At 43.5% G+C, this 20,837-nt stretch carries 17 protein-coding genes; 9 read left to right on the top strand and 8 right to left on the bottom strand.

From position 1 onward, the window contains the following. Window positions 1-216: 216 nt before the first annotated feature. The 9 genes from FG28_RS03835 (at window position 217) to FG28_RS03875 (ending at window position 9,465) form a co-directional block, all read left to right on the top strand. Window positions 217-924 carry an FkbM family methyltransferase gene (locus FG28_RS03835; protein WP_156102198.1) on the top strand — a complete coding sequence of 236 codons (708 nt, stop codon included), beginning with the start codon at window positions 217-219 and terminating at the stop codon, window positions 922-924. 88 nt (window positions 925-1,012) lie between these two features. Continuing rightward, the gene (gene miaB / locus FG28_RS03840) at window positions 1,013-2,476 is read left to right on the top strand and encodes a tRNA (N6-isopentenyl adenosine(37)-C2)-methylthiotransferase MiaB (RefSeq protein ID WP_036380131.1); all 1,464 of its coding nucleotides are present in this window, start codon (window positions 1,013-1,015) and stop codon (window positions 2,474-2,476) included. Between the two features lie 100 nt (window positions 2,477-2,576). After that, window positions 2,577-3,851: a sigma-54-dependent Fis family transcriptional regulator gene (locus FG28_RS03845; protein ID WP_036380133.1), complete on the top strand. Its 1,275-nt coding sequence runs from the start codon at window positions 2,577-2,579 to the stop codon at window positions 3,849-3,851. Between the two features lie 22 nt (window positions 3,852-3,873). Further along, complete coding sequence (locus FG28_RS03850) at window positions 3,874-4,401, top strand: LptE family protein (RefSeq protein WP_036380135.1); 528 nt, start codon at window positions 3,874-3,876, stop codon at window positions 4,399-4,401. A gap of 5 nt (window positions 4,402-4,406) precedes the next feature. Then, the gene (locus FG28_RS03855; RefSeq protein WP_036380137.1) at window positions 4,407-5,327 is read left to right on the top strand and encodes a hypothetical protein; all 921 of its coding nucleotides are present in this window, start codon (window positions 4,407-4,409) and stop codon (window positions 5,325-5,327) included. 8 nt (window positions 5,328-5,335) lie between these two features. After that, window positions 5,336-5,704 (top strand): preprotein translocase subunit SecG, encoded by a 369-nt coding sequence (secG, locus tag FG28_RS03860; RefSeq protein WP_036380139.1) that lies wholly within the window; start codon window positions 5,336-5,338, stop codon window positions 5,702-5,704. A 140-nt stretch (window positions 5,705-5,844) separates the two neighbouring features. Then, window positions 5,845-6,123: a co-chaperone GroES gene (gene groES, locus FG28_RS03865; RefSeq protein ID WP_036380142.1), complete on the top strand. Its 279-nt coding sequence runs from the start codon at window positions 5,845-5,847 to the stop codon at window positions 6,121-6,123. A 117-nt stretch (window positions 6,124-6,240) separates the two neighbouring features. Further along, entirely contained in the window at window positions 6,241-7,872 is a 1,632-nt protein-coding gene (groL, locus tag FG28_RS03870; protein ID WP_036380144.1) for a chaperonin GroEL, read from the top strand. A gap of 393 nt (window positions 7,873-8,265) precedes the next feature. Next, window positions 8,266-9,465: a glycoside hydrolase family 18 protein gene (locus FG28_RS03875; RefSeq protein ID WP_036380146.1), complete on the top strand. Its 1,200-nt coding sequence runs from the start codon at window positions 8,266-8,268 to the stop codon at window positions 9,463-9,465. A 1-nt stretch (window position 9,466) separates the two neighbouring features. Here the strand turns inward: FG28_RS03875 and FG28_RS03880 are convergent, their stop codons facing one another. The 8 genes from FG28_RS03880 to FG28_RS03915 all read right to left on the bottom strand — a co-directional run bounded on the left by FG28_RS03880 (window position 9,467) and on the right by FG28_RS03915 (window position 20,790). Then, window positions 9,467-11,188: an efflux RND transporter periplasmic adaptor subunit gene (locus FG28_RS03880; protein WP_036380149.1), complete on the bottom strand. Its 1,722-nt coding sequence runs from the start codon at window positions 11,186-11,188 to the stop codon at window positions 9,467-9,469. 3 nt (window positions 11,189-11,191) lie between these two features. Continuing rightward, the gene (locus FG28_RS03885) at window positions 11,192-11,899 is read right to left on the bottom strand and encodes a PepSY domain-containing protein (protein WP_036380151.1); all 708 of its coding nucleotides are present in this window, start codon (window positions 11,897-11,899) and stop codon (window positions 11,192-11,194) included. Between the two features lie 7 nt (window positions 11,900-11,906). Then, window positions 11,907-14,408 carry a heavy metal translocating P-type ATPase gene (locus tag FG28_RS03890; protein ID WP_036380153.1) on the bottom strand — a complete coding sequence of 834 codons (2,502 nt, stop codon included), beginning with the start codon at window positions 14,406-14,408 and terminating at the stop codon, window positions 11,907-11,909. A gap of 67 nt (window positions 14,409-14,475) precedes the next feature. After that, entirely contained in the window at window positions 14,476-15,027 is a 552-nt protein-coding gene (locus FG28_RS03895; protein WP_036380155.1) for an AraC family transcriptional regulator, read from the bottom strand. Between the two features lie 30 nt (window positions 15,028-15,057). Then, window positions 15,058-15,393 carry a heavy metal-binding domain-containing protein gene (locus FG28_RS20570; RefSeq protein WP_036380157.1) on the bottom strand — a complete coding sequence of 112 codons (336 nt, stop codon included), beginning with the start codon at window positions 15,391-15,393 and terminating at the stop codon, window positions 15,058-15,060. 16 nt (window positions 15,394-15,409) lie between these two features. Then, window positions 15,410-16,687, bottom strand: a complete 1,278-nt coding sequence (locus FG28_RS03905; RefSeq protein ID WP_051947172.1) for a TolC family protein — start codon at window positions 16,685-16,687, stop codon at window positions 15,410-15,412. Continuing rightward, a complete protein-coding gene (locus FG28_RS03910) occupies window positions 16,687-17,040 on the bottom strand; it encodes a four helix bundle protein (RefSeq protein ID WP_036380159.1) in 354 nt (117 codons plus the stop codon). Before FG28_RS03910 ends, FG28_RS03905 begins: the two co-directional genes overlap by 1 nt. 12 nt (window positions 17,041-17,052) lie before the next feature. Then, window positions 17,053-20,790, bottom strand: a complete 3,738-nt coding sequence (locus FG28_RS03915) for an efflux RND transporter permease subunit (protein WP_036380160.1) — start codon at window positions 20,788-20,790, stop codon at window positions 17,053-17,055. Between the last annotated feature and the right edge of the window lie 47 nt (window positions 20,791-20,837).

A 20,837-nucleotide genomic window follows, 5' to 3' on the forward strand; every position in this document is an offset into this window, starting at 1 on the left:
GTTCAGCCTCCACTAAAATTTTTGAGGTTGAACATTTTTAGAAAAATTACAAGGAGGTACAAAAAAACGATTTGGAGAAGTCTTACGTTCTTTAGAAAATCGATAACCATTTCTACCCATCAAGGTGTTTTCACCTTACCTCCCGGTTCAAAAGATCCAATATCAAAATCTCTTTACATAAATAAAGGTTATGAGTTTGGCTTTGTCAACGATGTTATGAAGTTTTTACAGGATGCTAAATATTTCAATAAAGGGGAAGGCACAATAGTAGATGTTGGAGCAAACAATGGCGTAATCTCTATAGGTGCATTGACAAATGGGGAGGTGTCTAATGCTATTGCCATTGAACCCGATATCAACAATTTTTCTGTGCTTACCCATAATATTAAACAAAATAATCTTGAGCATGCTTTCAAGACCTTGAATTATGCAGTATCGGATAATGCATCTATTCTGCAATTGGAAATAAGCAAATCCAATTTGGGGGATCACCGAATTCAGAAACCAACATCTACAAGGGAACTGTTCAAGGAATCCAAAAGAAAAGTAGTAGATGTTAAAAGCGACACACTGGATAATCTTCTCAAGGATATTGACCCTAACAACATTTCTTTAGTATGGGTTGATGTTCAAGGACACGAGGGTTATGTTTTTCAAGGTGCTCAAAAAATCCTTTCCTACGGTATTCCAGTTGTTTCAGAAATCTGGCCCTATGGAATAGAACGATCAGGGATGTCTCAGCAACAATTTTGTGACATTGTCTCAGCTCAATGGACTTATTTTTGGGTAAGGCGAAAGACAGGTTTTGTCCAATATTCCGTAACAGATTTTCATGAATTTCTAGAAGAACTTGGAGGCGATGGTGACTTCAATAACGTGATTTTTACCGCTAAGTTGATTTCAAATCAGCATTCCCGCCCATAAAGACTAAGCCTTTCAATTATCAATAAATTTACTGCCAAATTGTCACTAAAATGGAATAAGCACTATCTTTGCAGCCCATTGCACGAATATGATAAAGGACGAAAGCGTAGAAAAAATAATAGACGAAAGCCAGCAAGGAAGCACTTTGGCTCTGGAGAATAACGACAAGAACACCCGTAAGCTCTATATTGAAAGTTATGGGTGCCAGATGAATTTTTCCGATAGTGAAATCGTCGCCTCCATTTTGGCCAAGGAAGGATTCAACACCACCCAAATCTTGGATGAGGCCGACTTGGTTCTGGTGAACACCTGTTCCATCCGTGAAAAGGCGGAGCAGACCGTTCGCAAGCGCTTGGAAAAATTCAATGCGGTCAAAAAAACCAACCCTGGAATGAAGGTGGGCGTGTTGGGTTGTATGGCAGAACGGTTGAAAAGCAAATTCCTGGAAGAGGAAAAAATAGTGGACATGGTCGTGGGGCCCGATGCTTATAAAGACCTGCCCAACCTTATCCAAGAAATTGATGAAGGTCGCAATGCCGTGAACGTTATCCTTTCCAAGGACGAAACTTATGGTGATGTTGCTCCAGTGCGTTTGAATTCCAATGGCGTAACGGCTTTTGTGTCCATTACTCGTGGTTGTGATAATATGTGTACCTTCTGTGTGGTGCCCTTTACCCGGGGACGGGAGCGTAGCCGTGACCCCCAGTCCATTTTACAGGAAGTGAACGATCTTTGGGAACGAGGCTTTAAAGAAGTGACCCTTTTGGGGCAAAATGTGGATAGTTACCTCTGGTACGGCGGTGGATTGAAAAAGGATTTTGAAAAGGCTTCTGATATACAGAAGGCCACTTCGGTGAATTTTGCCAAACTTTTGGAACTGGTGGCCGAGGCGCAGCCCAAAATGCGTATCCGGTTTTCCACATCCAATCCACAGGACATGACCTTGGATGTCATCGAGTCCATGGCCAAATATGAAAATATCTGCAACTACATCCATTTGCCCGTGCAAAGTGGAAGTAATCGAATTTTAAAGGCGATGAACCGCCTGCATACCCGTGAGGAATATTTTGAGCTCATTGACAACATCCGAAAAATCATTCCCGATTGTGCCATAAGTCAGGATATGATTTCGGGCTTCCCCACCGAAACCGAAGAGGACCATCAAGACACCTTGAGTTTGATGGAATATGTGAAGTACGACTTCGGTTTCATGTTCGCCTATTCGGAACGTCCCGGAACGCTCGCCGAACGAAAATTGGAAGATGACATTCCCGAGGCGACCAAAAAAAGACGTTTGCAGGAAATCATCGAAATACAGCAAAAGCATAGCCATTATCGCACCCAACAACATTTGGGCAAAACCGAAGAAGTCCTGATCGAGGGCACTTCCAAAAAATCCGATGCCCATTGGATGGGTCGTAATTCGCAAAACACTGTAGTGGTCTTCCCAAAAGAACACTATAAAGTGGGTGATTTTGTCAATGTAAAAATCAATGAATGCACCTCCGCCACTTTGATTGGCGAAGCAGTGGGGCATTCAAAAAATAATTAATAATCGTTTGTCATTCCGCACCGTGCTACGACTATGGTCAGCATTCATGCGGAATCCAAATTAAAACATAAAGATTCCTGCCTCCGCAGGAATAACATAAATGGAAAGTATTCAATCAATAAAACAGCGGTTCGAGCTAATTGGTAACGACGTAAAGCTCAACCGTGCCATAGAAAAGGCCATGCAGGTGGCCCCTACGGACATTTCGGTGTTGGTGACCGGGGAAAGTGGGGTTGGTAAAGAAGCAATTCCTAAAATCATCCATTCCCTATCGCACCGCAAACACGCCAAATATATTGCCGTAAACTGCGGCGCTATCCCCGAGGGAACCATAGACAGTGAACTGTTTGGTCACGAAAAAGGAGCTTTTACTGGAGCCACACAGACCCGTAGTGGGTATTTTGAGGTAGCCGACGGCGGAACCATATTCTTGGATGAAGTAGGGGAACTTCCATTAACGACCCAAGTGCGATTGCTCAGAGTTTTGGAAAATGGCGAATTTCTTAAAGTAGGCTCTTCCCAAGTGCAGAAAACCGATGTACGCATTGTGGCCGCTACCAACATCAATATGTTCGAGGCCATTAAAAATGAAAAATTCAGGGAAGATTTGTACTACCGATTGAGCACAGTGGAAATCAATATCCCACCACTTCGCGAGCGGCAGGACGATATTCATTTGCTGTTCCGAAAATTCGCTTCGGATTTTGGCCAGAAATATAAAATGCCCACCATCCGCTTGGAAGATGATGCCGTCCATTTACTTACAAAATATCGTTGGCCTGGAAACATTAGACAACTCCGGAACATTGCCGAGCAAATTTCGGTGCTAGAGGAAAACAGAATCATCTCGGCCACCACCTTGAACAGCTATTTGCCCAATGCAAGTACTTCCAATCTACCCGCGGTGGTCGGGCAGACCAAAAAGGAAGGGGACTTTAGCAACGAAAGGGAGATTTTGTATAAGGTGTTGTTCGACATGAAAGGTGACCTCAACGATTTGAAAAAACTCACCTTGGAACTATTAAAGCACGACAATTCTGAAAAGGTGCAGGAAGAAAATGAAACCTTGATCCGAAAAATTTACGGAAATAAGGAAGAAGAGGACATAGAAGCTGAAGAAAGCAGTATGGCCGAAGTTCTCCATTTACCCGAACCTGTGGTGGAAAAGCCAGTGAGCATTCCCCAGCCACAAGAAGACCGCTATCATTTTGCCGAGGAAATTGAAGAAGAAGAAACCCTATCTTTACAAGAAAAGGAAATAGAACTCATAAAAAAATCGCTGGAGCGCAATCGTGGAAAACGAAAAGCCGCAGCTGCCGAATTGGGGATTTCCGAACGGACTTTGTATCGAAAAATAAAACAATACGATTTGTAAATTGCCAACTTTAGTGCACGAAATGAAAATGAAAAGAAAAAATGGTTTTAAGGTTGGACTGCTTACATTGGTCCTGAGTTTGTACGGTTGCGGTGCCTATAATTTTTCTGGAGCCGATATTGGAACCGCCACGACGTTTCAGGTAAATTTCTTCCAGAATTATGCGGATCAGACTCCAAGATCGGTTATTGTTCCTGGTTTGGACCGTGACTTTACCTTGGCTTTGCAGGATATGATCAATAATCTTACCAGTCTATCCCTCACGGGAAGCAACGGAGATTTGTTGTACGAAGGGGAAATTGTGGAATACAAAGTGGTGCCCATGACAGCAACGGCGGATCAGCGGACTGCACAAAACCGACTTACCATGAGCGTCAATGTTCGGTTTTTTAACAACACCAAGGAAGATGCGGATTTTGAACGTCGTTTTTCCTTTTTCTATGATTTTGATGCGGCGGCTTCATTAACATCGATTCAGGCGGTGGCGCACGAAGAGATTTTTGAACGGCTCACCCAAGATATTTTTAATGCCTCCTTGGGAAATTGGTAGATTTTATGAACGTATCGGATTTTATACAGATTCTTCAAAACTCGAACACCATCCTATCCCCAAAACAAACGCGGGAACTGGAAGATATGATTGAGGAGTATCCCTATTTTCAAGCAGCACGCGCATTGCATTTAAAGGGGCTGAAAAATCTCGATAGCTATAAATACAACAACGCCTTAAAAGTTACAGCCGCCCATACTGCGGACAGGGATGTACTTTTTGATTACATCACATCACAGGAATTCGTTCAAAACAATATTGCCGACACCATTGCCGGGCGACGGTCAAAACTGGAAGAGCAAGATGCCATTTCCGAAGAAATTGAACCCAGTGAAACAATAAAGGCCATGTTGGTTGAGGCCGAAGAAGTGGCACTTCCCCAAAACATTCAGGATGCGGAGCAGATATTGAACCCTACATTGTTCAAATCCAAAACTCCTGAAAAACCCAATGCGGAAAAAGAAAATAAAAAAGAAGAACCTGCACCTATCAAGGCCAAGGAAGAAACCACTCCTGAAACCGATTTAAAATTGGGCAAGCCCATTCCCTTTACCAAAAAGGAAAAACACTCCTTTACGGAATGGTTGCAACTGACCTCCAAAACTTCAGAGCAAGAACCCGAGGAGGATGTAATGGAGGAACTGGAAAAGAAGAAAAAATTTGACCTTTTGGACAAGTTTCTCGAAAAGAATCCAAAGATTGTGCCGGCCGAAAACACAAAAGCAAATGTGGACATAAAGGCATCAACGAAGTTCGATAAAAACGAGCTGATGACCGAAACGTTGGCCAAGGTTTACCTAGAACAAAAAAAGTACAAAAAGGCCATCCAAGCCTTTAAAATATTGAGTTTGAAATATCCAGAAAAAAGTGGTTTCTTTGCAGACCAAATTCGGGCGGTGAAGAAGCTGCAGAAAGAAAAAGAATAAGATAAAAAATGAGCACGTTTACAATTTTTTTGATATTGATCATTATCGTGTGCCTTTTGTTGGTCTTGGTCATTATGGTCCAAAACCCTAAAGGAGGTGGATTGTCCTCGTCTTTCGGAGGCGGTGGAAACCAAGTTGTGGGAGGTGTAAAAAAGACCGGCGACTTTTTGGACAAAAGTACCTGGACCCTGGCCACCCTATTAATTGTATTGATTCTTTTGTCCAACGTTTCCCTCAAGGGAAGTTACAGTCAAGCAGATTCAAAATTGTTACAGGGCGATGATACGGAAGCCACAGTTCCGGAAACAGTGCCCGAGGAAGTTCCCGAGCAACTTCCACCTGCTGACAGTTCCGATCCAACGGACACCATCAATTAATAATGACAAAGCAAACAAAAATGCCAGCTTGAATGACAAGCTGGCATTTTTGTTTTCCAGAATGTCAGTTTTTGGGCATTGGCACAATTTCTGCCACTTGTTTCGAGAATTTTTAAAACAAATACCTAAAAATTATAAATATGGCTAAAGTTAATATCAAACCATTGGCAGACAGGGTTCTTATTGAGCCACTACAGGCCGAGACCAAAACTGCCTCCGGTATCATCATCCCGGACAACGCAAAGGAAAAACCTCAAAAAGGCAACGTTGTAGCCGTTGGACCCGGAACCAAAGATGAAAAAGTGACCGTTAAAGTTGGTGATACTGTTCTTTATGGAAAATATGCCGGCACCGAACTAAAATTGGACGGGACCGACTATTTGATGATGCGCGAAAGCGATATTTTGGCAATAGTATAACGGAAAATTCCAAAAAAACCAATAATCAAAATCCAAAGCAATCCCCTTTAATGCTTCCAACATGGAATTTGGGAATTGAGTTTTGGAAATTAATTTTTTCAACTAAAAAATTTAAAAATGGCAAAAGATATTAAGTTTGACATAGATGCACGTGACGGCCTTAAAAAGGGCGTCGACAAATTGGCCGAAGCTGTTAAAGTAACCTTGGGACCCAAGGGTAGAAACGTGATCATCAGCAAATCATTTGGAGCACCACAGGTTACCAAAGATGGTGTGTCCGTAGCAAAAGAAATAGAATTGGAAGATCCCCTTGAAGACATGGGGGCTCAAATGGTAAAGGAAGTTGCTTCCAGAACCAATGACCAAGCTGGTGATGGTACCACTACTGCAACCGTTTTGGCACAGGCCATTGTTAAGGAAGGTCTTAAAAACGTTGCCGCTGGCGCCAACCCCATGGATTTGAAAAGAGGTATCGACAAAGCAGTTGAGGCCTTGGTTGCAGATCTTGAAAAGCAAGCCAAAAAAGTGGGCAATGACTCAGACAAAATCAAACAAGTTGCCTCAATTTCTTCAAATAATGACGAAACTATTGGCGACCTTATCGCAAAAGCATTTGATAAAGTTGGAAAAGAGGGTGTAATCACCGTTGAGGAAGCCAAAGGTACCGATACCTATGTTGACGTGGTTGAAGGTATGCAGTTTGACAGGGGATACCTTTCTCCTTACTTCGTGACCGATACAGACAAAATGGTTGCCGATTTGGAGAACCCGTACATCCTTCTTTTCGACAAGAAAATTTCCAACCTACAGGAAATCCTTCCTATTCTTGAGCCCGTTGCACAATCTGGAAGACCTCTTTTGATCATTGCTGAAGATGTTGAGGGTCAAGCCTTGGCTACTTTGGTCGTGAACAAATTGAGAGGTGGCCTTAAAATTGCCGCGGTAAAAGCACCTGGATTCGGGGACAGAAGAAAAGCCATGTTGGAAGACATCGCTATCCTGACCGGGGGCACCGTTATTTCTGAAGAAAGAGGGTTCTCTTTGGAAAACGCTTCTTTGGACATGTTGGGTACAGCTGAAACAGTGACCATCGATAAGGACAATACAACCATCGTAAATGGTTCTGGTAAGCCTTCCGATATCAAAGCAAGAGTGAATCAAATCAAATCCCAGATTGAAACTACCACTTCTGACTACGACAAGGAAAAATTGCAAGAGCGCTTGGCAAAATTGGCCGGCGGGGTGGCCGTTTTGTACGTAGGAGCAGCTTCAGAAGTTGAAATGAAGGAGAAAAAAGACCGAGTTGATGATGCCCTACACGCTACACGTGCCGCTGTTGAAGAAGGCATTGTTGCCGGTGGTGGTGTCGCCTTGGTAAGAGCCAAAAAAGTTCTTGAGAAATTGGCAACCGATTCCTTGGATGAAACCACAGGTGTACAAATCGTGGCCAAGGCCATTGAGTCTCCTTTGCGTACCATTGTTGAAAACGCAGGTGGTGAAGGTTCTGTAGTAATTTCAAAGGTACTTGAAGGTAAAAAGGATTATGGATATGATGCCAAGTCAGACAAGTATGTTGACATGCTTCAAGCGGGTATCATCGATCCCAAGAAAGTAACCCGAATTGCTTTGGAAAATGCCGCTTCGGTAGCAGGTATGATCTTGACCACAGAATGTGCATTGACCGACATCAAAGAAGATGCTCCGGCCGGACCTCCAATGGGTGGCGGTGGAATGCCTGGCATGATGTAATATCCATTATATTCGGATTAAAAATAGGAACGCCCCGATTTGCATCGGGGCGTTTTCTTTTTATCTCGTTGTAGGATTCCGGAGAACCCAAAAACCAAGTTACTTCTTCTTACCAGTAGCTTGGGTAGTCTTCTTTGCATTTGGCTTAACGGCCTTAGCAGGAGATGACTTTCCAGTTGACTTCGCTTGTTTCATGAGTCAAATAAATTTAAAACTGAAGTAAATGTATTTCAGATTTGAATCCATAGATTTTATTTGGCTAAATATTAACTAAAAAACCACATGCTTTTTTACTCAAAAAATGCCGTCGGTATTGTTCAGGCTGCTCTTGGTCTAAAACTTTCGGCATTCCATCTCTTTTGGATTACTTTCTAAGAATCAAAATCACACAAAATGAAACAGCTGCGTTCCATTACACTTCTACTTCTTTTCGGATTGATTACGGCATTTACCGTTTTTAAAAATCAACCCGATTCCGATGACCCCTCAGTGGCCGTAATGGCCTATTACGTTCCAGAGAAGGAGTATAAACCTGAGGAACTTCCTTTGCATCAACTCACCCATATCATTTTTTCCTTTACCCATGTGATTGATGGAAAAATGCAATTCAGAAATGAAGAAGATGGCAAAAAATTGGAACAATTGGTAGAACAGCGAAAAAATCATCCAAATCTCAAAATAATGATTGCCTGTGGCGGATGGGGTGCTGATGGGTTTTCCGATATGTCCCAGACTACGGAAAACAGGAAAAAATTTGTGGAAAGTGTGATTGAATTCAATAAAAAATACGATTTGGATGGAATTGACATTGATTGGGAATACCCAGCCATTCCCGCTGCGGATACTGGTGCACGACCTGAAGACAAACAAAATTTCACCCTTTTGATGAAAGAATTACGGGAATCCTTGGATACACTGGAACGCAAACAGACCTTGACCTTTGCTTCAGCAGGTTGGAAACCCTACTACGACAACATCGAACTGAATAAGGTAATGGATTATGTGGACTACATGAACATTATGACCTACGATCAAGTCGGTTCAAACTCTCCTTATACCGGACACCATACACCTCTGGGCTATATCAAAGAAAAAGACCTTGAAGGTACTCCAGCAGCAGAATTCATCAATAATTGGAAAAAAGAACGTGGTGATGACCGGGATTACGGCCCAAGATCTGCCGAAAAAATAGTGGAATACTGTCTGGAACAAGGGGTAAAACCTGAACAAATGGTAATTGGTTCCGCTTTTTATGGACGCGCCTGGAAGGGCGTTCCTCCCCATAACAATGGGCTTTACCAGACCAACGCCGGTCCGTATATTGGATGGGCCGCCTATTACAATATCCGAAGTGATTTTGAACAAAACCCCAATTTTAAACGCTATTGGGACTCCATTGCCAAAGCACCCTACCTCTACAACGCCAAAGACAGTATTTTCATCAGTTATGACGATACCGTTTCGGTACGAATGAAAACCGAATATGCCCTAAAAAAGAAATTGGGCGGGATCATGTTTTGGCAATTGGGCAATGATACCAAGGAAAAAAACAGTCTCCTAAAATCAATGTTTGATGCCGCCACCAAGGATTAAATTACCACGTATGGACCACACTGCCACAGGTTAGCATGGCCTCTCCATAATAGGGGTTTCTAATTTCCTTTTCGGCACTTATCCAATTGGCTCCTTTATTATTATCCGCCATAGGACAATGCTGTACATACAGTTTTTGGTCCAAGCCCTTCAATTGGTTTCCAATTAGAATCATGTTTTCCGACAACAGCACAAAATCCTTTCGTTGGGACTCAATGGAGCTTTCTTCAGCGATATTGGAAAGGTATTCTTCAATTTTTTTTACATGGGTCGTCCCCATATCATCCATTTCCATGGATTTTAGATTTTGTATTGTTTGTGCTGTCTCGCTCGCCCATTTTTTTGCCTTGTCGGTATCCGAATCTACCAAGGCATTTTTCAGCTTTAAGTAGGAGTCCAACACTTCATTGAATGCAGTTTCAAAGTCATTTGAAAAGTCCATCCTCATCCCATGGCCTTCATGCCCGGTCATGGTCGCACCACCACTCTTGTTCATCATGGATTTTTTACCTTGCAATTGGGCTGCGGCATCCACGGTAAAGGTACCTTTGGCCACAACCTCTTCCCCAACTTCAAGACCGGAGACCACGGGGTAGCTGCCATTGCTCAAATTTCCCAAGGCTACTTCCCGCATTTCAAAAACGGATTCACCGGGGTTTGGTTGTACATAAACCACCGAACGTTCCCCCGTCCATAGCACTGCACTTTCAGGAACGGTGACCACGTCTGCCATCATGTTTTCTGACGTTTTTATTTCCCCAACCACAAACATTCCCGGTTTCAATAGGCCTTTTTTGTTGTCCAATTCTGCTCGAACTTCCAAGGTTCTACTGGAATTGTTCAGCAAGGGATCCACAAAGGAAATGGTCGCCTGAAATGTTTCATTGGGATATGACCTGGTTGACACTTCTAGCGTTTGCCCTTTTTTGAAGAGCTCCAACTGGTTTTCATAGGCATCAAAAATGGCCCATACCGAATTTAAATTGGCCACTTTCACCAGAGGTGAACCGGTTTTCACATAATCGCCTTCCTCCACCATAATGGAAGAAACAACCCCCGAAACATTGGCATACACCGGAAAATTTTCAACCACCTTCCCCGAAGTCTCAATTTGATTGATTTGTGCATCGGACAGCTTCCATAATTTTAATTTGTTCCGTACCGCGGTATACAAAGCGGGTTGGGTGGATTTTAGTTTCAGTGCGGTAATCAATTCTTGTTGTGCCGATACCAGTTCCGGAGAATAGATAGTGGCCAGTTGCTGCCCTCTTTTTACTTCTTCACCCTCATAATTAATGTTCAAGCGTTCTATTCTGCCATTAAAGTAAGCGGATTGTACGGCATCGGATTCTTGGTTAACAGCAACCTTTCCCGAAAGTTTTACATTCCCCTCACTGGTGTTTCCAGCTCCAACGGTCACGGTCTCCACACCTGCCAAGGTCATGGCATTTGCCGTCATGCTAATTTGCGAATGCGATAGCCCTTCACCTGCTGAATCGGCAGGAATTAAATCCATGCCGCAAATAGGGCAAGATCCCGGTTCTGGCTGCATGATCTGCGGATGCATGGAACATGTCCACATTTCGCCGGAAGCCATCTCCGCACTATGGTCATGTACCTGCTCTTCATTTGTTGTTTCGGAGCTACCTCCAAAAATGAGGTATCCGGCCAGTAGTCCCACTACAACCGCAATCCCGATATAAATGATATTTTCTTTTTTCATGTGTTATTTTTTTCTTTTTACAACCTTTCGCATCGTTGGCGATGAGGTAAACCAGAGCAAAAATCCGCTCAGTACAGTAATCAATCCCATAAGGGAAAAGGCTCGAAGGACGGTTGTATTAAAATCGTCCCTACTTTCATAATCCATTGTATGGGTCATCCACAGAAAATCGAACCAACGCCAATTCCGGTGCCGAACAGTCTGAAAAGAACCATCCTCCACCGATACATAGACCTTGATGTCTTCAGGGGACTCATACGAAATCACATAAGCCGGTAATTTTCGTTCCCGGTACTCGTGGTGCTTATCGGTTTCTTGAATCACCTCAACAGCCTTTACCTTTAGCTCAGGTGACATCTGTTTTTGGGCAACCGCCAAGGCTTCTTGTTCCGAAATACCCTTTTTTAGACTTCCATCCCTAGCATTGACCAAAAATTCATTATTGATCCAATAGTAAGGTTCCCCTCCTATGTCCTTTAGGTGCAACGAACTTATTTTAGCAGGTAGATTGATTTGCGAAAGTCCAATGAGACCATCAAAAGCTGCAGGTTCATAATCCATATTCCTGAAGTGATCCCCATGGATTTCATCAATATCAGTCCAACTGAAGTAAAGGCCGCTGGCCGTCCACATGATGAATTGAATTCCCAAAAACAGCCCCAAATATCGGTGGGCCTTTCTAATCTTAACCGCTGTTGTTCGTTTTACCATTTTAGTTTTAGTCGATTGATTTAGTTCGTAGTCGCAATGCATTGGCTATCACCGATACCGAGCTAAAGCTCATGGCGAGGGCTGCAATCATGGGTGAGAGCAAAATCCCAAAGAAGGGATAGAGCACCCCTGCCGCAACCGGCACACCGATGGTGTTGTAGATCAATGCAAAAAATAGGTTTTGTTTTATGTTTTTCATCACGGCCTCACTAAGGTTCCGTGCTTTTACAATGCCGTGCAGGTCGCCTTTTACCAAAGTGATCATGGCACTTTCTATGGCCACATCGGTACCCGTACCCATAGCAATGCCCAAGTCGCTCTTGGCCAGTGCTGGAGCATCGTTGATGCCATCCCCGGCCATGGCAACCACTTTTCCTTGGCCTTGCAAACGCTCCACTTCTTTCATTTTATCCTCTGGCAGGGTTTCTGCCTTAAAATCATTCAAATGCAATTCACTGGCAACCGCCTTGGCCGTGTTGGCATTATCCCCGGTGAGCATGATCACAGAAATTCCCTTCTCTTGAATAGCCTTTATAGCTTTGGCACTGGTTTCTTTTAATTTATCGCCGATGGCCACAAAGCCATGGCATTTTCCGTCAATGGCAATGTACGAAACGGTCATGCCTTTGTCCTGTGCTTTTTTGACCTTGACTTGCATCTCGTCAGATATTTCCGCTTGGGCCTTTTCCATCAATTTAAGGTTACCCAAATGAACTTCGGCATCCTTGATTTTACCTTCAACCCCCATACCCGTAACCGCATTGAAGGACTCTGTTTTTAGAATCTTGATGTCTTGTTCCTTACCATAATTTACCGTAGCCTGCGCTAAAGGGTGTTCACTATTGGCATTAACCGAGACCATATATTGCAACAAATCTTTTTCCGAATAATCATCTGAAAATACCTCCAAATGATCAAACGTGGGTTTGCCTTCGGTTATGGTTCCTGTTTTGTCGATAATCAAGGTGTCCACATCAGCCATTTTTTCCAAGGCTTCTGCATTTTTAATAAGCACCCCATTTTGGGCACCCTTACCCACCCCGACCATCACGGACATTGGGGTCGCGAGACCCAGTGCACACGGACAGGCAATGATCAAGACCGCAATGGCATTGATCAATGCGTAGACATAGGCGGGCTGTGGCCCCCAAATGGCCCAAACTGCAAATGTGATCACGGAAATAATGACCACTGCAGGCACAAAATAAGCCGATACCTTATCCGCCAAATTCTGAATGGGTGCCCGGCTTCGGCTGGCTTGGTTCACCATATCGATGATTTGTGATAAAAGCGTATCGCTACCCACTTTTTCAGCTTTCATCAAAAAAGATTGATTTCCATTAATGGTGCCACTGCTGACCTTGTCATCCACTCCTTTTTCAACGGGAATGGGTTCACCAGTTACCATGGATTCGTCCACAGAGGTTTCCCCTTCAGTGATAATGCCATCCACAGGAATTTTTTCTCCCGGTTTTACCCGAAGGATATCACCTTTTTCAATGTCATCGATACTGACTTCAACCTCCTCGCCATCCACAACTTTGACGGCTTTGTTAGGGGCCAATTTCAACAATTCCTTTACAGCATTATTGGTTTTGCTATGCGCTCTGGCTTCCAACAATTGTCCTAAAAGCACCAGCGTAAGGATAACAGTTGCTGCTTCAAAATATACATGAACCGCCCCAGATTCGGTCTTGAATTGGTCTGGAAAAAACCCAGGAAACAACAGTCCAAGTATACTGAACACAAATGCCACACCGGCACCGATTCCAATTAAGGTGAACATATTCAGGTTCCATGTTTTTATACTTCGGTAGGCCCGTTCAAAAAACATCCATGTGGCGTAAAAGACCACAGGAAGTGATAACCCAAACTGCACCCAGTTCCAGTATCTGGGCGCCATTAGTTGGTACAATGGGTTATCGGGTATCATCTCACTCATGGCAATCAGGAAAATAGGGAGCGTAAACCCCACCGCTATCCAAAACTTCTTGAGCAGTTTTTTATAGGTCTTTTCCTCAGCACTGGCTTCCGGCTTCATCGGCACCAAATCCATTCCGCAAATGGGGCAAGAACCGGGACCATCTTCCACCACTTCGGGGTGCATGGGGCAGGTCCATTGTTGTTTGGAACTTGTATCTGTGTTCTGTTCCTCTACCAAATCCATACCACAAACCGGGCAGTCTCCTGGTTCTTCGTAGGTTTTGTCCCCTTCGCATCGCATGGGGCAATAAAAGGTGCCATTCCCGTTCGAAACCGTTTTTTTTTCCTCTTTCTTGGGGGGATGATGGTGGTGACCGTGCGTATGAATGCTGTATCCGCCCCCATCTTTTTCCAAAGCTTCCTCGAAGGTTTCAATGGGAATATGTTCCTTCATCTCGATTGCAGCCTCGGCCTTCTCCAAACTGACTTCAACCCCGGTAACCCCATCAACTTTTGAAAGGGTTTGCTCTACATGATTTCTACAGCCATTACAGCTCATTCCGTGTATGTGATAGGTATGTTTCATCTTTTTTGTTTTTTATTCAAAACTAGCTGAATACCAGTCGGAAGCTTTTTATAATTCTGGGTTTCTTTTATACAATTTGGTCCAACGGCCTCCTGTTCCACTCCTGTACCTTTTTATAGTCAGTCATCGACATTCCAGTTACTGATTTAAATTGTTTGGCCAAATGGCTACTGCTCTTGTAGTTTAAATCGTAGGCTATTTCGGAGAAGGTTTTGGTTCCCATTTGTATCTCTTCCTTTACCTTCTCCATTTTGAGGAGGATAAAATACTTTTCAATGGTCAACCCCTCTTTGGCACTGAACATTTTACTAAGTGCCGAATAGTCTCTGTTCAGTTTTTGGGCCAAGTATTCTGAGAGATTTTGATCGGAACGATTTTCTAACGCATTGATCAAGTGTTTCTTGATATCGACGATATACGTCTGATTGACATCCTCAATCAATTCAAAACCATTTTTGGTCAAAATCTCCCGAATATGCTCTATTTGGCCCATGGCCGAATCTTTAAATTCAACTTCGCCCAAGTCAATTTGCACCACTTCAATGCCCATATCCCGAAATTCGTTTTTCAGGACACCTTTGCATCTTTCGCATACCATATTTTTGACTTTAATACGCATAGTGGTACAATTTGATTGTGACGATTCTACTTAATTATGGGTGTGCCCATCTGCCATGTGCTCCTCATTCAACACATAGGTCATACCGCAAACAGGGCATTTCCCCTCTTCATCACTTCCACTGCCCTCACAATGCATTGGACAAACATATTTAGAGGTATATTCCTTACCTTCCATTTTAGCAGTCTCCATACCATCCATATCATGATCTTCATGGTTCATGTTATCCATATCATGGCCTTCGTGCTCCATGGTGGCTTCCGTGGATGTTTCCTTTGCTTCCTCCGTTTTTCCTTTGCACGATACGGTAAGTACCAACGCAGATGCAAATGCAATTCCGATAATTGTTCTGATGTTTGTTCTCATTTTGATAAAATTAAATTTACTTGTTGATTAAATAATTGATGATGGCAGATTGTAAATAATACAGCTGCACAGATTGTATTTGATTCGTTTGAAACTTTAATTGTAATTCTTGAATATCCAACACATCGTTGAAGTCGATGGTTCCAGTCTCATAGTTCTTGATCAGGATTTCTTCAGCATCCTTTGCCTGATCTAGGTTCTTTGCTTGAGTTTGATGGGCAATACGTGCTTGATTCCGCTGCGAAATGGCATAGGCATAGGCATTCTCCAATACGTTTAATCGCTCTGCTTTTTGCAGTTCAATCTCCTTTTGACGAAGCTCATTCTGCTTCGTGACTGATTTAAACCTGTTGTTGAAAACGGGAATGGAAAACGTGACCATGGGCATCACAATATCCTTTCCATTATCACTGAACACCATATCCTCCCGTTCCGAAACAGGGATGTAGTCCAACCCAATCCCAAAGCTAGGGGCGTTCTCCTTTTGATTCAGTAATTCCGATTGCGTAACCGATTCGTACAATTGGTCGTATTTGAGCAACTCCGGATTTAAACTTAAATCGTCCTTGTTGAGGATAGAGTCATCCTCCGGAATTTCCATTTCCTCCACAACCTCCACGGCGATACTTTCCTCACGATTCAACAAATTATTGAAAACCGCCTGCTCCGCCAGGTAGGATTGTTCCAATACTTCTTTTTGTTGTTGCAATTCATTTTGGCGAATTTGAAGTTTCAAAATATCCACCGCCGAAGCTTTTCCCACCTCAACCGAAGTTAATGCCAGGGTTTCATAGGTTTTGAGCAGTTCAATATTTTCCTGAAGTACTTTTTGTTTCGCCTGAATCCCGTATAAATTGTAGTAGGATTGTGCCAATGACAATGCCAATTTTCGTTTGGCGATGACAATTTCGGTATACTCCGTCTCCGCCATGGAACTGGCATAGTTTTCCCGGGCCGTGATAGTGCCAAACCATGGCAACATCTGCGAAACCGAAAACCGTGCCCGTTGCGCTCCCGTTCTGGTCTCTGGTTCACTCACAAAATATCCCGCAGCAACGGTGGTGTTGGGCAAGGTATTCATTTCACTCACCTTTTCTTTTGCAATATTGTACCGCAGCTCCAAAGCTTGAATCATGGGACTGTTCTGCTCAGCTTCTTGCAGATAAAACTCCAACGATTGGGCACTTAAAAAGTGAAAAGTGAAAAGTGAAAAGATCAGAATACTTGCTCTCCTTAAATTGAAAGTGAAAGATGAAAAGTGAAAAATAATTTTTATGTTATTTTGTTTTTCCATTAGAGGTTAGATTTTGAAGTCTTTACTGAACTTGCCAACATAGCTACTAATTCTTTACAAGTGAAATGCAATTTTTGGTGGCTGTCAATTTCTAAAAAATGTGTGTCTTTTAATAAGTCTAACCAGTACAAGGTTTCGTTTGCTTCTTTGAGAGCAATACTCATTTTATTGATGAAATCCTTTTTGCTTTGAGCAAATTCGGCTTCTCGAATTAATGCGCCAATGGCAGACCCACTTCTTAAAAGTTGCTTGCTTAACACAAACTCTTTTTTTTCAGTAAATAAAAGCTGTGATAGGTTTACAATTTTTATTGCAAAACCATAGCTCTTTTCTCTTAAAACACTTTTAGTCATAACTTTAATTGTTCACTTCTCGTTTTTCACTCTTAATTCCGCTTTCCAACTGTATAGCACCGGGACAACAAAAAGCGTAATCAAAGCGATGAGCATGCCTCCAAAACTTGGAATGGCCATCGGAATCATAATGTCACTTCCTCTTCCTGTGCTGGTTAACACGGGTAACAATGCCAAAATGGTGGTCGCCGTTGTCATTAAACAAGGTCGAATTCGTTTTTCACCTGCTTCCAACACCGAAGCACGAATTTGTTTCAGGTTGTCTGGTTTGTTCTTGTCAAAAGTTTGGGTGAGATAGGTGGCCATCACCACACCATCATCCGTGGCAATACCGAAAAGGGCGATAAATCCGACCCAAACGGCCACACTCAAATTAATGGTATGCATTTGGAAAAGGTCCCGAAGGTTTTCGCCCATAAAACTAAAATTGAGAAACCAGTCCTGACCGTAGAACCAAATCATTAAAAAGCCACCAGCAAAAGCCACCAATATTCCAGAAAACACCATAAAGGAAGTGGCAACTGACCTAAATTGGAAATACAAAATCAAGAAAATGATCAATAACGCCAGTGGAACCACCACGGATAAGGTCTTCTTGGCCCGCAACTGGTTCTCATAGGTGCCAGTGAATCGGTAGCTGATACCCTTGGGCACCACCAATTCCCCGCTGTCTATTTTTTCCTGAATCTTGGCTTGGGCATTTTCCACCACGTCCACTTCGGCATAGCCATCAAGCTTATCAAAAAGTACATAGCCCACCAAAAACGTATCCTCACTTTTAATGGCCTGGGGACCTTGTTCGTAGCGAATGCTCACCAATTCACTTAAGGGAATGGGACTTCCTTTTTGCACGGGAACATAAATATTCTCCAAATCGGAGGGGTTTTCCCGAAGCTCTCTGGGATAGCGTACCCTGATACCATACCGCTCCCTTCCTTCAACGGTTTGAGTCAGTGTCATCCCACCAATGGCCACTTCCAATACTTGCTGCACATCCTCAATGACCAATCCGTAACGGACCAATTTTTCCCGGTCTATATCGATAAGGAGATAGGGTTTCCCAACAATTCGGTCTGCAAAAACCGCTTCATCCTTGACCCCGGCCGCTTCTTTTAAAATAGGCTCCAATTGAAGTCCAAAGTTTTCAATTTCCTTTAAATCCTGACCTTTCACTTTAATCCCCATCGGTGCCCGCATCCCGGTTTGAAGCATCACCAAACGGGTTTCAATGGGCTGTAGTTTAGGAGCCGAAGTGACTCCGGGCAATTTGGAGACCTTCACAATTTCATTCCAAATATCATCCGGACTTTCAATTTCGGGACGCCAGTTTCGGAAATATTCCCCATCACTATCCGGAATCAAAAGATTTCTATCAATGCGCAAAGGTTCGCTGACATGGCTATTCTTATAATTTTGTTCATTGGTTACTTCCAAATTTGGGTTGGCCAATACTTTTCCATTGCTCAACTCAAAATAGCCATCCGAATTGATCTTGAACCGTTGTGGACTTCTGGTTTCATTTTTTTGGTACTCGGACCGATATTGAATGATGTTCTCATACATGGAAAGCGGAGCAGGGTCCAAAGCAGATTCCGTTCTTCCGGCCTTACCCACCACAGTTTGTATCTCGGGGATGGTGGCAACGGCCATGTCCAACTGCTGCACCACCCTTTTGTTCTCCTCAACCCCAGCATGCGGCAAGGAAGTGGGCATCAACAGAAATGAACCTTCATTGAGCGATGGCATAAATTCCTGCCCCGTGTTCCGCATGATCATGAATCCGAAGACCACAATCACCGTGGGAACGGAAAGGAACAGCAATTTATGTTCCATGGCCCACATCAAAATACGGCTGTAGTATTGTCTGAACAGATAAAACCCTCCCAATAAAACACTACAAATCAATCCTACAAAAATCAGGTTGATGGCAATGCTACGATCAAAACCAAGAGGCCTCCAGTAGGTCGCCAACAAGAAGGCAATAGTGCCTACACAGATACCCACATTGAGCATACTGACCTGTTTTCCGTCCAGCGTTTGACGTACTTTTAAGATTCCGGAAACACCAAAGGCAATCAAGGCCAAGCCCAACCAATAGCCAAAACCAATGGCCACCAATCCTAGGGCAATCAAAATACCATTCCAAACATAGGCGAAAATGGGCGTTCGATTTTTCTTTTTAAATATGATGGCCGCAAATGGTGGAATGAGGAACAGTGCCACAATAATGGATGCCGTAAGTGCCATGGTTTTTGTAAAAGCAAGTGGTCGGAACAATTTTCCTTCAGCACCTACCATCGTAAAAACTGGGATAAAGCTGATGATGGTGGTCAACACGGCAGTTAAAATCGCACCCGAAACCTCAGCGGTGGCATTATACACTACCTCATTAATGGACAAATTTTGTTCATTTTCATCCATGTGACGGATGATGTTTTCGGAGAGAATCACTCCAACATCCACCATGGTCCCAATGGCAATGGCGATACCGGAAAGTGCCACGATGTTGGCGTCTACACCAAATAGTTTCATGGAGATGAACACCATGAGCACGGCAACTGGCAACAGCCCCGAAATAAGAATGGAGGCTCTAAGATTGAACACCATGACCACAATCACCAAAATGGTGATGAGAATTTCGAGGGTCAACGCTTCGTTAAGGGTTCCCAAGGTTTCCTGGATGAGTTCTGTTCTGTCATAAAAGGGAACTATGGTCAATTGCGAAGTGGTTCCATCTTTCAATTGTTTCGATGGAAGCCCAGCGCTCAGCTCGGTTATTTGCTCCTTTACATTGTTGATGACCTCCAATGGATTGGCGCCATATCGGGCCACGACGACCCCACCGACCACTTCGGCTCCTTCTTTGTCCAAAATTCCACGGCGGACAGCAGGACCCAAGGACACGTGGGCCACATCCTTAATTCTGATGGCGGTGTAATCGGTTGATGCTACTACGGCATTTTTAATGTCCTCCAAGGATTTGATATAGCCCAATCCCCTGACCAAATATTCGGCTTTGTTGATTTCCAGGGTCTGTGCACCAATATCCCGGTTACTTTGCTTAACCGCTTTTACGACCTGATCTAAGCCCACATTATACTGTTTCATCAGCTCGGGATCCACATCTACCTGGTATTCTTGTACAAATCCACCGATAGAGGCCACTTCGGACACCCCCGATGCCGAGGATAGGGCATATTTTACGTAGTAATCCTGCACACTTCGTAGTTCCTGTAAGTCCCATCCACCTGTGACATTTCCATCTGCATCACGACCTTCCAGTGTATACCAAAAAATCTGTCCCAAAGCTGTGGCATCCGGGCCCAGAGCAGGATTTACGCCATCGGGCAATAGGTTGTTGGGAAGCGAATTGAGTTTTTCCAAGATTCGACTTCGGCTCCAGTAGAATTCCACATCTTCCTCAAAAATGATATAGATGCTGGAAAACCCGAACATGGAGGAACTTCGAATGGTCTTTACCCCCGGAATGCCCAGCAAAGAGGTGGTCAATGGGTAGGTGATTTGATCCTCGATATCCTGCGGAGATCGGCCTGGCCATTTCGTGAAAACAATCTGTTGATTTTCCCCAATATCGGGAATGGCATCCACAGCAACAGGGTTACTCGGTAAAATGCCGCCTGTATCCCAATTGAACGGAGTGCTCACGATACCCCATGCTACAAAAAATAGCAGGAGCAGGATGGCCACTAACTTGTTATCTATTAAAAATTTGATGCTTTTGTTTAGCATGAGAGTTTGATTTAAACATTAGATCGACACAAAACGTGCGTAAACGC

This window comes from Muricauda sp. MAR_2010_75 (genome assembly GCF_000745185.1).
GTDB lineage: Bacteria > Bacteroidota > Bacteroidia > Flavobacteriales > Flavobacteriaceae > Flagellimonas.